The organism is Bacillus sp. Au-Bac7, assembly GCF_021341655.1.
In the GTDB taxonomy this organism is placed as follows: Bacteria; Bacillota; Bacilli; order Bacillales; family Cytobacillaceae; genus Niallia.
This window is the reverse complement of sequence record NZ_JAJTTG010000001.1, coordinates 579,786-594,924: the sequence shown is the minus strand read 5'-3', so window position 1 is coordinate 594,924 and position 15,139 is coordinate 579,786. Positions and strand designations below refer to the sequence as shown.

The following is a 15,139-nucleotide window of genomic DNA, read 5'->3' as shown; positions in this document are numbered from 1 at the left end:
TAAAAATGTATTTTAAGCAACATATTTTTGCATACCGTTTTATAAATAGGGAAAATAATTCGAAAGTAGGAGTACGAATGGAAAAGGTAGATAGAAGAATTACAAAAACGAAGAAAGCTATTATTTGTGCATATCTTACCCTATTGCAAACAAAGGGAGCTGACTCTATTTCTGTAAGTGATATCACAAAAAAGGCGGATATTAATCGCGCCACATTTTATGCTCATTATAAAGATAAATTCGATTTACTAGAACAAAGTATAAAAGAGGTACTGGATGATCTAGAAAAGGCAATTGAAATACATAATGAAGCTAAAGAATCATTTAGTCTCAAAACATTAGAAGAGATATTCAAAGGAATCTTAACAAATATTTATAAACATAAAGATTTTTATACTGTTATGCTTGGAAAAAATGGTCCATTGATTTTTTCCGAAAAACTCCAAGAAATATTCTATGAAAAAACAGTAAAAGGTTTAACAACCGTTCATCCCGAGGGAGACATTGACTTATTAGTACCTCAACAAATCTATCTTAGTTATGTTACTTCTGCACAATTTGGTGTGACTAAGTATTGGATAAAAAATGATTATATGGAGACTCCTGTTTTTATGGCCCAACAACTTCTGTTGTTATATAAACTCGGCGGCGCTAGGATAGCAGAATATTCGGAGTAAATGGTAATATCATTGGCTGGGCAGAACATGCAATACTAAAAGCTTGATTACAAGACAGCAAACGTCTAATCAAAAATAGCGAAGGATTAGACGTTTATTACTAAAAAAACGCAAAAAAAGACCACTTCCTCTATGGAAAGTGATCTCTTCTTGATGATCCGAGAGGGATTCGAACCCCCGACCCCATCCCTGTCAAGGATGTATTCTCCCGCTGAACTATCGGATCTTAATATGTATGAATCTACTAATTTATCAGCTCTACTTGCTTGATGTATTTATAATAATGGAAGTTTGTCCGAACGTCAAGATAAACTTTATTTTATTGTAAAGTTTCCGTAAAAATTAGAAAAGGCAGCGATCCGCTGCCTTTTCTCCTTCTTTTACTTAGCTGCTTTTTTACGGAATTGATAAATGACAATCAATAGAATAAACCATACTGGTGTCACAAATAATGCGATTCTAGTATCCTCTGCAAAACCTAGGACAACTAAAATAAATGCCAAAAATGCTAGAATAACATAGTTAGCTGCTGGGTAAAGGGGCATTTTAAATGGGTTCCCTTTCGCCAATTCCGGCTTTCTTTTTCGATACAACATATGGCAAATGACGATGATTGCCCATATGAATAGGAAGCAAACAGTTGAAATACTCGTAATCAATGTAAATACATCTTCAGGCATAACATAGTTCAAGACAACAGCCACTAATATAACGACTAATGAAAAGTATAGTGCATTTGCTGGCACACGTCTTTTTGTCAGCTTAGTCATTGGTGCAGGTGCGTTTTCATTTTTTGCTAATGAGAATACCATTCTGCTTGTACTAAAGATGGCACTGTTACATGCTGAAGCTGCAGATGTAAGGACAACAAAGTTGACTACTCCGGCTGCTGCTGCAATTCCAACTGTCAAGAACACTTGAACAAACGGGCTTTCTGCTGGATTAATGGCATTCCAAGGATAAATCCCCATGATAACAAGCAATGCCCCAACATAGAATATCAAGATCCTGATTGGAATACTGTTGATTGCTTTCGGTAGAACTTCTTCTGGCTTTTCCGTTTCTCCAGCAGTCAATCCGACAAGCTCAATTCCAACAAAGGCAAATACAACCATTTGGAAGGATAGAATAAATCCATTCATACCGTTCGGGAACATGCCGCCATGACTCCATAAGTTAGAGAAACCTGATGGGCCAGCATCTGTTGTGATTCCTTTAAAGATCATAAATAAACCGACAACAATTAATGCGAGTATGGCAATTACCTTAACTAGCGCAAACCAAAACTCCATTTCTCCGAAAAGCTTAACTGTTGCTAAGTTCATACATAGAAGAATTACAAGCAATATTAAACCTGGCACCCATTGCGGTACAGTGGGAAACCAGTATTGTGTGTACAATCCGACTGCTGTTAAGTCTGCCATCGCGATTGTAATCCAGCAAAACCAATAGGTCCAGCCCGTTATAAATGCAGCCATGCTGCCAAGATAATCTTGTACAAAATCAACAAACGAATGATACTCCAAATTAGAAAGAAGCAATTCTCCTAAAGCTCTCATAATTAAAAAACAGATGATGCCTGTAATAATGTAGGCAAATAAAATAGATGGTCCTGCTAGGTGGATAGACTTCCCTGAACCAAGAAATAATCCTGTTCCGATTGCACCACCGATGGCAATCAGCTGAACATGTCTGTTCTTTAATCCTCTCGCTAATTTTTGTTCCTCCATGATTATTCTTCACACTCTCTTTCTCTGATGTTAGCAAACAACCACTTCTATATTACATGATTGTTTATACAAAACCATGTCCTATATATTCTATATGAACAGGAAAAAAACATTCTTTTTTGAAAATTTTTTTATGTATTATGCATAAAAGAAAAAGTATAGCATATAAATTTTAGGTTGCCTATTTCTTTTTCGGTAATTTTTTGCATGAAAAAGCATTGCCATATCGTGACAATGCTTTTTCATTTTGTTGGCAGCCTGGTAAAAAGAACTCAACCCTTTTGACTGCTCTTTTTATAGAGTAAAAGACTAATAACGAGTACATTTCCTGCTGCAATGGCCAAACTATAAATAAACAGGATAATCCCCTTGCCGATTAAATCTGGTACAATTTGATGCCAAATTGCCCCGCAAATGGTTAAAATGATGGTGCTTGCCAAGATTGATGCGGTGATTGCAGCTATAATCCCCTTCTTTTTAAGCATATTCTTGCCAATTCTCCAGGAGAAAAAAAATGCTGCAAAGATGAGCCCGTAAAATAGAAAATGTGAAATCAAATAACTGTCCAATGTATCACCTTCTTATCTCCTTTAATGTATCTTATTAGAGTTTAAAGCTTGCTATTCCTAAAAAAATCCAATAACCTGCTAATTACTTTCTAATATCATCACTGTGAGTAATTTGCTACAATAATCTTAAATATTAGCTCTTAGGATGTGTAGGAATGAATTGGAAGTTTCTATTGAAATGGATATATGACCGCCCGTTAGAGAAAGGTGCTTTTCTTGGCGATACTTATAAAATTGATAAATGTGTTGGTATGGGTGGATATGGAATCATTTACAAATGCACAAATATAAAAACTGGCCAACAATATGTAGCAAAACAATTGCGTCCAAGTAAAGCTTTGAAGTTAAAGGAGCGGCAGCGCTTCCTCTCTGAGATAGATTTACTAGCTAGTCTTCACCATAAGCAAATTCCCCGTTTGGTTGATACCATTCACTCAGACAAGGAAGCTTATTATATAATGGAGTATGTAGAAGGCTTAAATATAGAAGATTTGCTTTTTTATCAAAAGCAGACCTTTTCCGAATTAGAAGCATTGAAGCTTATTGACAAGCTGTTAACAGCTGTTGATTATTTGCATAAGGAACATATATTTCATGATGATATCCGTCCACCTAATATTCTATTAAAAGGAGATAATCTGTATTTAATAGACTTTGGGCTTGCCAAAAAAGTCAGCGATTCAAAAGCAGCGCTTGAGCGAAAACAGGATGACTTTTACGATATTGGAGAATGCCTTCTTTTTTTACTGTACTCTACCTATACGGGTAAGCGGAAAAGAAAGGGAAGCTGGCTTGATGAGCTTGTCCTAAATGATGCCACTGTAGAGCTTTTAAAAAAGCTGCTTGGCATAAATGAGGGCTATCCGGATGTACCAAGTATACGGGAGGATCTTGACCGGACAATAAAGAAACTCTTGCTCCTTTAATAGAGCAAGAGTTTTTAGTTAGCTGCTGCTATAGCTTTTACGCTTGTAACGGTGGCTGCCGCCGTATCTGTCGTATTTTCTTCTGCCAGAACTGCTGCTGCTGCGATTGTATCTGCGGCGACTGCTGCTGTATCTTCTGTGTCTGTGACGATCACTGTGGCTTCCCGAAAATTCTTGGATTTTACGAATAAACTTTTTAAACAAAAGCTCACCCCTTTCTACACTTTAGTAACACCATCATATTGTATTTACATCATAAATACATGATATTAACAATATCTTTACATTACCTTAACTTTTAATTATTATTTCACTTTGATATCACCAGTTTTTACAAGTTCTGCTTCAATTTCCTTAAAAGAATCAAACGGGATAAAGTTTATTCCTCTTTCTGTAAGCAGGTCCTTCAGCACATCCCTTGCGAAAGTAATATCAGCAAATGCAGCCGGATGGGAATCTGGCTCACTGTCTCCAGCAAAGTAAACTTTGTCATATTGTCTTTTAAGCTTTTGAATAACAATGGACTTGTCAATTCCGTACCGTTCGGAATACTTCCAATCCTCTTTATTAATATTCAAGTGTATATTTCTATCCTTAAACACACCTTCATTAGAAAGAATAATCACCTGCTCTAATCTATACTTCTCCACAATATGCTTTATGTAATAATCTGTTCCCGCACTCAATATATAAAAGTCCCCTCCGCTTTGCTGGACGGCTTTCACAAATGCTGGCACATGCTCATCAATCGGGATACCGTGAACATCGCGAATGATTTGGTCCTCATCCTGGTGAATAGCGGAAAAAACAGTGCTTAAGAAATCAATATCCTTGATAGCCCCGTTTTTCCATTCCTTATAAAGTTCCTTACCCTCAGGAAAATACTGATCAATAACAATCCAATAAAAATCCTTTTTTGATATAGTTCCATCGAAATCAGATACAAAAGCCCATTTTTTTGTCATATTATATCCTACCCCTCTTATATCAGTGTGTTTGTCTCGATATATCCCAAAACCAATAGGTATTGGAATGTAATTTATTGAACTCCATGACTATCATTCTCCCATTTGTTTCAGCTCTTCTAAGTAAAAAACTGTTGCGGCTTTTTTCGGCACCTGACTGTTTCCTTTTTAAATCCGGCAACTTTGCATATGCTTCTCTTCCTTAATCATAAAATTTCATATGCTGTTTATGCTCTTTATAATAATTTAATCTCTCCTGTAATGTACCTGTATGAAATTCAAACTTATGACCATCTGGATCAATAAAATAGATGGAGTTTTTATCTTTTTCATCCCGCGGTCGACCAGACAGAATAGTTACATTTAACTCTGTTAGCTTTTTATACATCGTGTCCAATTCATCTTCTTCGATAGAAAAAGCGATATGGGTATAAGATGCTTCGATTTCTGTTCGGGGAATATCTTTTTCTACATTTAAAGCAATCCACATACCATTCAAGTCAAAATAGGCTGTCGTTCTGCCTTTGACGAGCAGTTTTGCATCAAACACATCTTGGTAAAAAGCAATTGACTTCTCTAAATCAGAGACAGAAAACAATAGATGATTAAGACTTTTTATAGCCATTTGTTAAATATATACCTCTTTCTTATGCCAATTATTTTGTCCAAGTCATTTTATTACGTGTTCTGCAGGTAAAACCCACTTAACATGTATTCTTTATCACTGTATCGAATACCTTTTTTTACGAATTCTATACAAAACAAAAAAGACATTTTTCAAAGCACAGATTGAAAAATGTCTTTTTTTTTTGTTATCTTGCTAACCAGCCGCCATCAACTGCTAAAATATGGCCGTTCATATAGTCGGAAGCTTTGCTTGCCAAGAAAACGATAACGCCCATCAAATCTGCTGGATCTGCCCAGCGATTAGCAGGTATGCGCGATAAGATTTCCGCATTTCGCTTTTCATCAGCCCGAATTGGTGCTGTATTGGCTGTTTTGATATAGCCTGGAGCGATAGCATTAATCTGGATATTATATTCAGCCAGTTCATTAGCAAATGCTTTTGTAATACCAGCGACTCCATGCTTGCTTGCTGTGTAAGGCGGAACGAACTTTCCTCCTTGGAATGACAGCATGGACGCAACATTGATAATTTTTCCGCCGCCTTGCTCCTTCATGATTTTTGCTGCAGCCTGACTCAAGAAGTAGACAGCGTTCAAGTTAATGTCCATAACTGCATCCCAATCTTCTTCAGAATACTCAAGCAGCGGGGCACGTCTTATTGTTCCTGCATTATTGACTAAAATATCAATTTTACCAAACGCTTCTTGACATGCTTCAATGGATGCCTTTGCTTGTGCTCTGTCAGTCAAGTCAGCTTTATGAAAAACTGCCTTTCTGCCTTCCTTCTCAAGCAGTTCCTTTGTTTCGTCCCAGTCATCGTTATGGGTAACAATGAATACATCAGCTCCTGCTTTTGCAAGAGCAACTGCATAGCCCTGTCCTAAACCTGTATTTCCGCCTGTTACAATAGCCACTTTTCCGTCCAGCTTAAAATAATCTAAAGAAAATTGATCAAATTGCGTCGTCATTATCATTTCCTCCTATTTTTCGCATCGTTTTGGTTTTATCAGCGCAAATCTTCCATTTTTACATGGTCCATATCCGTATACGTGATGTTTTCCCCGCACATTCCCCAAATAAATGTATAATTGTTTGTTGCTGTTCCAGTATGGATGGACCAGCTTGGCGAAATAGCTGCTTGCTCATTACTCATAACCAAATGTCTAGTTTCTGAAGGCTGCCCCATAAAATGGAACACACGAGTTTGCGGCTCCATATCGAAATACAGGTATACTTCCATTCTTCTTTCATGTGTATGGCATGGCATCGTGTTCCAGACACTTCCAGGTGACAACATCGTCAAGCCCATTTGCAGCTGGCAGCTTTCGCAAACATTAGGATGCACATATTGATAGATTCGACGTTCGTTAAGTGTTCCAGGCTCTCCCGCTTGCAGAGGCTCAATTTTATTAATATCAATTTTAACAGTTGGATATTGATGATGAGCAGGTGTTGAATTGATATAAAATTTTGCTGGATTTTCCGGATCATCTGAACGGAAAATTACTTCTCTAGTTCCTTTTCCGACATACAGACCATCTCTTTTTTGCATGTCATATACTTCTCCATCTAACGTGACAGAACCATTACCGCCAATATTTATGATACCAAGCTCACGGCGCTCTAAGAAATATTCGACTCCTAGTTCTTTATCGAGGGTTATAGTCAATTCTGATTGCGCTGGAGTTACCCCGCCAAAAATCATGCGGTCATTATGAGTATACGTTAGGCAAACTTGACCTGGTGTGAAGATAGTTTCAACGAGAAAATGGTTTCTCAAATCTTCCGTCGTATATTTTTTCATGTCCTCAGGGTGGATAGCATAACGAGTATCTAATTCTGTCATTTTCAATCGCTCCTTAAAATGTTTTTATGAATCAATACAAAAAAATGATATTAGCGGGAAATTCTTCCTGAGCCTGATTCTATGAATCTCTGAACTTCCTCTTTCGTAAATTGGCTGCAGTCGCCATGAACTGTGTGTTTTAAGGCAGATGCCGCAGCTGCGAATGTTACTGTCTTTTCATAATCCATTTTCTCTAGCAGTCCGTTTAAAATCCCTGCTGCAAATGCATCCCCGCCACCAACCCTGTCCACTATCGGCTGAATATCATGGACTTTCGACTGATATAGCGTCCCATTTGCATAAAGATTTCCTTGCAGTTCATTACTAGAGGCTGAAATATTGTTTCGGAAAGTGGACACCATTACCTCCAAATTCGGAAAAATTTCATTGATTTTCCGGTAATAATACACAAGTCTTTCCTCTTTTGACAGAGTATGATCAGCTTCCTTGATGCCGAGAAGAAAAACTGCGTCTAATTCTCCGCATGAACAAATATCCACATAAGGCAAGATTGGCAGAATGGCTGTTGCGGCCTCTTCTTGACTCCATAGTGTTGCTCTGTAATTAAAATCGAAGCTGGTTTTAATTCCTTTCCTTTTGGCCGTTTTTAAAGCTTCCAAAGTTAATTCTCTTAAATCTTGTGACAGCGCCAATGTTATGCCAGAAACATGGAATAATGATGCACCGTCAAGGATTTCCTCGAAGTTTAACTCACTAGCAGAAAGATTGGCAAAACTAGAATGCTTCCTGTCATAAGTTACCCGCGGACTTCGTTCGCCAATGCCTGCTTCCAAATAATATGTGCCTAACCGTTCACCGCCTTGCAGCAAATATGCTGTTGACACACCATTTGCCAAAAGATGCCGCTGAACTCCTCGTCCTAATGCATTATCTGGAACTTTGCTGACGAAATATGTATCATGCCCGTAGCCTGAGAGAGCAATAGCGACATTCGCTTCCCCGCCTCCATAATGCATCTGAAGTGTATCTGCAGAAGTTAAAAGTTCACCTGGACTTGTGGAAAGCCGCAGCATGATTTCTCCTAACGTGACAACCTTCGTCATTGTGCTTTTCCTCTTGCTTCTTTAACCTTTTCGACATACTGCCTTGCATAGGCGGTAACTTGCTCGAAATTGCCCTCTTTAGCTGGTGCTACCAAGTTGCCGCCTACACCAACAGCAGCACAGCCGTTTTCAATCCACTCATGAATATTTTCCAAGCTTACACCGCCTGTCGGCATAATATTCACATGCGGAAGGGGAGCTTTTACTGCCTTTACATAATCCGGTCCAAAAGCGCTGCCTGGAAACAGCTTGATGATGTCAGCACCATATTCAAGGGCCTGCTTCATTTCTGTTACTGTCATGCAGCCTGGCATATAAGGGATTTGATACAAGTTGCATAGTTTAGCAGTTTCCTTGTCAAAGCAAGGACTGACTATAAATTGCGCGCCAGCCATTATCGCTAATCTTGCCGTATGGCCATCCAAAACTGTTCCTGCACCAATCACTACGTCCTGGTTATTTCGGTAGCTTTCCACAAGCTCTCTAATCGCTTTTTCCGCATCCTTGACAGTAAATGTCACTTCTATTCCAGTAATTCCGCCGTCCACACATGCAATGGATGTCTGCACCGCTTCTTCAGGGGTATCAGCTCGGATAACAGCGACAACCCCACAATCTGTCAAAACACTTAAAGTATTCGCTTTATTCATCTTGCACCTCCGTCAATAATCTTGTATAATTTCTTATAAGGAAATCCGATTTATTATTTGGAAACACAAGTTCATTATAGCTGTATTTGAAAACGAATTCAAGAAAAAAGAAAACTTTGCCTGTTGAAATCTATTTATCCAATTGAGGGAGGAAAAGGAAAATGATGAATTTAGGTATTAGGGCTCATGATTTGAGCAGCCATTCATTGGAAGGGCTTGCAAAGGAAGCTTCAGCAAAAGGATTTTCTGCTGTGCAATTAGCATTAGCAAAATCATTTCCAGATTTACATATACAAAGAGGCAGCCTCTCATCTGGTCTTGGATCTCATATTAGCCGTGCTTTCTCACAATCTGGCATCCAAATTGCTGTTCTCGGATGCTATATTAATATGATTCATCCACTCCATGAAATTAGACACCAGGAATTAACAAGATTTAAAGAGCATCTCCGTTATGCAAGAGACTTTGGCTGCAGCATCGTCGGCACGGAAACAGGTAATGTTAACGAAGTGATAGAATACACAGAGGAAAACTTCACAGAAGAAGCGTTCCAAAAGGTTGCTGTCAGCGTTAAGGAACTTGTTGCTGAAGCCGAAAAATTTGGCGTAATTGTCGGCATAGAAGGTGGTATCAACCATCCCATTCATACCCCAAACTGCATGAGAAGATTGCTTGATATTATTTATTCCAATAATTTGCAGGTTATTTATGATCCAGTCAACTTCATCACTTTGGATAACTACAAAACCCAAGAAAAATTGTTCCAGGAATCAATAGAGCTATTCGGAGACCAAATTGCCATTGTCCACCTTAAGGATTTTATGATAGAAGACGGAAAAATAACCACCGTTCCTGTTGGAAAAGGGATGCTGGATTACGAAAAGCTGTTTTCGGTACTGAAGAAAAACAAGCCATATATGTATTATTTAATGGAGTCGACAGCTGATCCTCATATCGAGGAAAGTGCGAAATTCATCCGAAACGTGTACAATAGTATCAACTAATGCTTGGATAAGGGAAAAAACAGTCTTGTCTTTTTCCCTTCCAGCTTTGAAAAAGGAAGGAAGACAATGGAAAAACAACTTTATGGAACGGTTTTGCTGAAAGCAGACAAAATTTTGTCCTACTTAGCCGGCTGCCAAGAAGCACAAGCTTTATACACAATTGCAAAAGAAACAGAACTGACTAACTCGACTGCCTTAAAAATACTCGAAACACTTAATTATATTGGCTATGTATATAAAGACAGCGAAACGAAGAAATTCTCTCTTGGCCCAACTATTATAAAGTATGCAAACAAGGCGATTGAGCAGCTGGACATAAAAGAAATTGCCCAGCACCATTTAGAAGTCTTGCAGGAGGAGACGACTGAAACAGTCCATCTAGGCATACAGGATAAAGCCAATATCGTATATATTGCTAAAATTGAAAGTAAAAATCCAATCTGCCTCTATTCCAAAGTAGGTAAAAGCATTCCAATGTATTGTTCTGCAATGGGCAAAGCAGTGCTTGCCGATAAAGGCGATGAGGTGGTGGACTCATATCTCGAAGACAACGAGCTTGTCAAAATGACAGAAAACACGATTACTACGAAGGAAGGCTTTCACAACGAAATTGCTAAAATAAGGGATATTGGCTATGCCTTTGATAACTGCGAACATGAAGAGGAAGTATTTTGTGTCGGTGCATCTGTCACAATTGACGGAAAAAACTATGGAGCAATCAGTGTGAGCACACCTAAATACAGGGTTACCGAGCAATTTGAACAGCAAGTTATTGAAGCTGTGCAAAAATGCCAAGCAAATATCATTAAGGATATAAAAGCCTCCTTATAAAAGGAAGTTATATTAAAATAAAGGCTCTTGCTGCCCTAAACAGCAAGAGCCTTTATTTATGGTCTTCTTTCTACTCTATCCCTTAGGCTGAAAAAATTAACGGCATTATTATAAGAAATATCCTGAACAATTTTACCGAGTAGCTTCCTATCATTAGGCGCTTCTCCTAGTTCTACCCAATTGCCGATAAGATTGCATAATATACGCCTGAAATAATCATGGCGTGGATAGGACATAAAAGAGCGGGAATCTGTCAGCATGCCGATAAAGGTACTTAACAGACCAAAATTAGATAAAGAGGAAAGCTGCTTTTCCATCCCATCTTTTTGATCATTAAACCACCAAGCAGTTCCAAACTGAATCTTCCCCTTTATGCCGCCCTCCTGAAAAGAGCCGGCCAATGTTGCCAGTACATCATTATGTACAGCATTCAAATTGTACAAAATGGTTTTCGGCAAAGCATCCTCTGACTCTAGTTCATTTAACAGCCTAGAAAGCTTCTCTCCATAATTCCAATCACCGATAAAATCAAAGCCGGAATCCGAGCCAAGTCTTCTTACCATTTTCGTATTAGGGTCCCTTGCCGCACCAATATGCAGCTGCATTGTCCATCCAAGCTCCGCATATTTTCTTCCTAATATAAGCATAAGCTCTGTTTCATATTGCTCCACTTCAAAATCTGACAGCTGTCCGCCATTCAGTCTTTTCGCAAATATGGCCTCCATTTCACTTTCCGTTGCTTTGGCAAACGGAATGGTTGTAAAGGCGTGATCTGAAATAAAGCAGCCATTTTCATTAAAATGCATAATCCGAGCCATGATTGCATCGACAAACTGGTGAAAGCTATTTATGGATAAGCGGGCGGACTTTTCCAAAGTTTGCACATATTCATGAAAGTCCTCTCTGCCAATTCTCAATAGTCTGTCAGGTCTGAATGTCGGGGTAACGTTTGTACTAAAAGCACTGTTTGATAATGCCTGATGATGCTCCAAAGTATCAGCAGGATCATCTGTCGTACAAATCCACTCCACATTAGATCCTGTAATAAGACTTTGTGCGGAGAATGCCTCACTGCTTATTTGTCTGTTGCAAGCATCATAAATTTCTTGCCAATTCTCTCCTGACAGCTGCTCTTCTATCTGAAAGTATTTTTTCATTTCCATCGCAGACCAATGGAGCAGAGGATTGCCGATTGTATAGGGAAGTGTTTCTGCCCACGCCTTAAATTTTTCACTGTCTGAACGGCTTCCTGTGATTAACTCTTCATTAATCCCAAATGTGCGCATCGCCCGCCATTTATAATGGTCGCCGCCAAGCCATATTTCCGTTATATTCTTGAAGCGTTTGTTCTCTGCGATTGCTTTCGGGTCTAAATGGCAATGATAATCAATGATAGGCAGATCCTTCGCATAGTCATGGTACAGCACTTTAGCACATTTGTTATTAAGCAAAAAAGTCTCCTCATCCATAAATCGCTTCATAATATCCCCCTATTTCCGTTTTTGATTAAGCCATTCCATCTCAGCACTTGCTAAAATAAATGGTCCGACTCCTTTATGGTCATTTGTAACAATCGGTTCACTGATATAATAAGCGAAAGACCCATCCCTCTTATCAGCACCGCCAAGCCCGCCGACATAACAGATTTTATTAACATTAATATAGCCTTCTTTTGTTTCTGTAATAAATTCGTCGAGAATGCCTTCATAAACTTTTTCTGCAACTGCAAACCATTCGTCACCGAGATAGCCTTGGCGCACACCTTTGGCGATAGAATAGAGAAACATGCAGCTGCAAGAGGATTCTAAATAATTACCTTTTCTAGTGCCTTGATCCATAATCTGATACCAAAGCGAAGTTTCTTTATCTTGCACCTTCATAACAGCTGCAAGAACTTCCTCAAGCATTTCTATTAACCTCTGCTTTTGCGGATGGCTGCTTGGCAAAAAGTCCAGAACATCCACAAGCGCCATCGCAAACCAGCCGATTGAACGGCCCCAGTAATGCTTTGACAGTCCTGTTTGTTTATCTGCCCATGGCTGTGCTCTCATTTCATCATAGGCATGATGCAGTAATCCTGATTTTTCATCCTTCGTGTTCTTTTCACACAGCAGAAATTGATTGATGACATCCTCCCAATCTTCTTCTTTCCCGAAGAAATGGACATGTTTACCGTAAAATACAGATCCCATATATAAACCGTCAAGCCACACTTGGTAAGGATATATTTGTTTATGCCAGAAAGATCCTTCCTTCGTACGGGGATGGCGGCGCAGCTGTTCTCTTAACAGATCAGCGGCCTTTTTGTATCTTTCATCCCTTGTTTCTTTATACAAATCTAGAAGAATTTTTCCGTTATTAACATGATCAATATTGAATTCCTTTAAGCTGTATTTTGGAATATTGCCGACCCCGTCGACAAACAAATCAAGATTTCGTTGAATATAGTCTAAATATTCTCTGTCACCCGTCTGCTTCCATAGCAGGTACATTCCTTCCAGAACGACGCCGTCTTCGTATTCCCACTTCATCTTCGGGTTAATTTCCGGCTTTCTTTTCATCACGCTTTTCGCAGCTTTTGCTCCCCAGCCGTTATAAGTTTTCTTCTTTTCAAACGTTTTCTCCACCTTTACTCACCTCTTGTTCATTTTATGTTCACGTTAACATTTATATTTATAGTGTAAGAGTTTTCAAGAATTTTTTCAACAATAAACTTTTCTGTCTGTCGTTATTTCTAAACCGTTTTCCTGCTTTGATAGCCGAGCGAATTGTTTCCAAAGCACTGTTCATACTTAAAGCCTGTTAAATATTCCACTATTTCCTTCGTTTCCTTGTCTACTTCCTGTTTGGAACCGCCATTGTTGATTCTTTCTATTTCTTTTATAATCATCGCATGTGTTTTGCTGTCCAGTTTCATCTTGTATGTGACTAAAATAGCGATTATGGCAAGCGTGATGACTCCAACGGCAAACACCCATACAATGGCATTGACAGCAGATTCAGGCTGTGCCGCATTGCCGGAAACAAAGCCGAATTTCTCCAAAATCCATCCTAACAAAAAGACGATAACAGCGCGAACAAGCTTTCCTGCAAATGTCATTGTGCCCGCATATATTCCTTCCCTTCGTCTTCCAGTCACGAGCTCATCAACGTCAGCTAAGAATGTGTATACTGTCCATGGAATATAGTAAACACCGCCAGTACCAAATCCGAAAATAGCTGTAATAACAATGATCAAAATGACAAGATTAGAAGATCCAGTTAAAAAAAGCGCCGTATAGCCTATTACACTAAGAACAACAATCGTTAACGCCATTCTATACGGCTTGGCAAAGCCCATCTTCAAACATATCCCGATAAAGATTGCTGTTGAAATCAATTGCAGAATAGAGTTCATGCTGTTTAGATTGGATACAACCTCCGAGCTTTGTCCTAATCCAAAAATAATAAAATAAGTAAACGCAGAAGCGAACAGCCACTCTGCACCAAAACCAAACAAATACATTCCTAAATGATGCCTGAAGGTTCTGATTTTGAAAGTAGACAGCATATCAACCACAAGCTTTTTCAAAGATTCAAAGAGATTGCCGGCGCTGTCCTCATTCTTAATACTCTCAAGCGGTCTCTCCCACGAGAATAGATATAGCGCAAGCATGGCTAGCATCATAATGACTCCATACACGATGCCTGTGTAAAAAAATGGCTTCGCCACATCTTGTCCATATTCTGCGATAAAACGTCCTGGTATGAATGCTGCTAAAAAGCCCGCGATTTTACCGAAGATAGCCTTATAGCCTGTCAGCTTTGTCCGCATAGAGAAGCTGTCTGTCATCTCTGTAGCAATCGTTTCATAAGGAACCATGATACCTGTATAGATCAATTCAAACAGTATATATGCAGATAAATAATACCAGTATCCGAACCCTTCCATCCAAATCATTGGATACACTAGCATAAGGGGGATTCCGAGTAAAATAAAGAATCGCCGTCTGCCAAATTTGCGGCCGAGCTTTGTCTTATGGAAATTATCTGTTATAAATCCCATGATTGGATTGCTGATCGCATCCACTATACTTGCGATTGAAAAGATGGAGGCTGCCTGAACTGCAGACAAACCGCAAAAAGTAGTTAAAAAATACATCAGCCACGCTCCGCTGATAGCGAGTGCTCCACTTCCTAATAAGTTACCGCTTCCATAAGCAAGCTGATGTGTCAGACCTATCTTTCTAGCCATATTCCCTTCTCTCCCT

Annotated in this window: 16 protein-coding genes and 1 tRNA gene; 4 read left to right on the top strand and 13 right to left on the bottom strand. The window is 39.0% G+C overall.

Annotated features, from left to right (window positions below; translation table 11 throughout):
- Positions 1-77: 77 nt before the first annotated feature.
- A complete protein-coding gene (locus LXM54_RS03105) occupies positions 78-677 on the top strand; it encodes a TetR/AcrR family transcriptional regulator (RefSeq protein WP_233313627.1) in 600 nt (199 codons plus the stop codon).
- A 154-nt stretch (positions 678-831) separates the two neighbouring features.
- Here LXM54_RS03105 and LXM54_RS03100 read toward each other — a convergent pair.
- From LXM54_RS03100 to LXM54_RS03090, 3 genes are all read right to left on the bottom strand, one after another.
- Positions 832-903, bottom strand: a tRNA-Val gene (locus tag LXM54_RS03100).
- A gap of 154 nt (positions 904-1,057) precedes the next feature.
- Positions 1,058-2,407: an amino acid permease gene (locus tag LXM54_RS03095; protein WP_233313626.1), complete on the bottom strand. Its 1,350-nt coding sequence runs from the start codon at positions 2,405-2,407 to the stop codon at positions 1,058-1,060.
- Positions 2,408-2,679: 272 nt separating this feature from the next.
- Positions 2,680-2,976 carry a hypothetical protein gene (locus LXM54_RS03090; protein ID WP_233313625.1) on the bottom strand — a complete coding sequence of 99 codons (297 nt, stop codon included), beginning with the start codon at positions 2,974-2,976 and terminating at the stop codon, positions 2,680-2,682.
- 155 nt (positions 2,977-3,131) lie between these two features.
- Here LXM54_RS03090 and LXM54_RS03085 point away from each other — a divergent pair, with 155 nt between their 5' ends.
- Positions 3,132-3,902 (top strand): serine/threonine protein kinase, encoded by a 771-nt coding sequence (locus tag LXM54_RS03085; protein WP_233313624.1) that lies wholly within the window; start codon positions 3,132-3,134, stop codon positions 3,900-3,902.
- A gap of 14 nt (positions 3,903-3,916) precedes the next feature.
- Here LXM54_RS03085 and LXM54_RS03080 read toward each other — a convergent pair whose 3' ends face one another.
- The 7 genes from LXM54_RS03080 to LXM54_RS03050 all read right to left on the bottom strand — a co-directional run bounded on the left by LXM54_RS03080 (position 3,917) and on the right by LXM54_RS03050 (position 9,054).
- Positions 3,917-4,057, bottom strand: a complete 141-nt coding sequence (locus tag LXM54_RS03080) for a hypothetical protein (protein WP_233313623.1) — start codon at positions 4,055-4,057, stop codon at positions 3,917-3,919.
- Between the two features lie 150 nt (positions 4,058-4,207).
- Positions 4,208-4,867: an MtnX-like HAD-IB family phosphatase gene (locus LXM54_RS03075; protein WP_233313622.1), complete on the bottom strand. Its 660-nt coding sequence runs from the start codon at positions 4,865-4,867 to the stop codon at positions 4,208-4,210.
- A gap of 202 nt (positions 4,868-5,069) precedes the next feature.
- Positions 5,070-5,492 carry a FosM family fosfomycin resistance protein gene (gene fosM / locus LXM54_RS03070; RefSeq protein ID WP_233313621.1) on the bottom strand — a complete coding sequence of 141 codons (423 nt, stop codon included), beginning with the start codon at positions 5,490-5,492 and terminating at the stop codon, positions 5,070-5,072.
- Positions 5,493-5,679: 187 nt separating this feature from the next.
- On the bottom strand, positions 5,680-6,462 hold the full coding sequence (gene kduD, locus LXM54_RS03065; RefSeq protein WP_233313620.1) for a 2-dehydro-3-deoxy-D-gluconate 5-dehydrogenase KduD: 783 nt from the start codon (positions 6,460-6,462) through the stop codon (positions 5,680-5,682).
- Between the two features lie 38 nt (positions 6,463-6,500).
- The gene (gene kduI / locus LXM54_RS03060; protein ID WP_233313619.1) at positions 6,501-7,340 is read right to left on the bottom strand and encodes a 5-dehydro-4-deoxy-D-glucuronate isomerase; all 840 of its coding nucleotides are present in this window, start codon (positions 7,338-7,340) and stop codon (positions 6,501-6,503) included.
- A 50-nt stretch (positions 7,341-7,390) separates the two neighbouring features.
- On the bottom strand, positions 7,391-8,404 hold the full coding sequence (locus LXM54_RS03055) for a sugar kinase (protein ID WP_233313618.1): 1,014 nt from the start codon (positions 8,402-8,404) through the stop codon (positions 7,391-7,393).
- Entirely contained in the window at positions 8,401-9,054 is a 654-nt protein-coding gene (locus tag LXM54_RS03050) for a bifunctional 4-hydroxy-2-oxoglutarate aldolase/2-dehydro-3-deoxy-phosphogluconate aldolase (RefSeq protein WP_233313617.1), read from the bottom strand. Before LXM54_RS03050 ends, LXM54_RS03055 begins: the two co-directional genes overlap by 4 nt.
- 161 nt (positions 9,055-9,215) lie before the next feature.
- On the opposite strand from LXM54_RS03050, the gene LXM54_RS03045 reads away from it, so the two are divergent.
- Together LXM54_RS03045 and LXM54_RS03040 are read left to right on the top strand one after the other, a co-directional pair.
- Complete coding sequence (locus tag LXM54_RS03045; RefSeq protein ID WP_311315896.1) at positions 9,216-10,058, top strand: sugar phosphate isomerase/epimerase family protein; 843 nt, start codon at positions 9,216-9,218, stop codon at positions 10,056-10,058.
- Positions 10,059-10,124: 66 nt separating this feature from the next.
- The gene (locus tag LXM54_RS03040; protein WP_233313616.1) at positions 10,125-10,889 is read left to right on the top strand and encodes an IclR family transcriptional regulator; all 765 of its coding nucleotides are present in this window, start codon (positions 10,125-10,127) and stop codon (positions 10,887-10,889) included.
- 56 nt (positions 10,890-10,945) lie between these two features.
- Here LXM54_RS03040 and uxaC read toward each other — a convergent pair whose 3' ends face one another.
- The 3 genes from uxaC to LXM54_RS03025 form a co-directional block, all read right to left on the bottom strand.
- On the bottom strand, positions 10,946-12,370 hold the full coding sequence (uxaC, locus tag LXM54_RS03035) for a glucuronate isomerase (RefSeq protein ID WP_233313615.1): 1,425 nt from the start codon (positions 12,368-12,370) through the stop codon (positions 10,946-10,948).
- 9 nt (positions 12,371-12,379) lie between these two features.
- Complete coding sequence (locus LXM54_RS03030) at positions 12,380-13,516, bottom strand: glycoside hydrolase family 88/105 protein (RefSeq protein ID WP_282581391.1); 1,137 nt, start codon at positions 13,514-13,516, stop codon at positions 12,380-12,382.
- A 107-nt stretch (positions 13,517-13,623) separates the two neighbouring features.
- Positions 13,624-15,123 carry an MFS transporter gene (locus LXM54_RS03025; protein WP_233313614.1) on the bottom strand — a complete coding sequence of 500 codons (1,500 nt, stop codon included), beginning with the start codon at positions 15,121-15,123 and terminating at the stop codon, positions 13,624-13,626.
- Positions 15,124-15,139 lie beyond the last annotated feature (16 nt).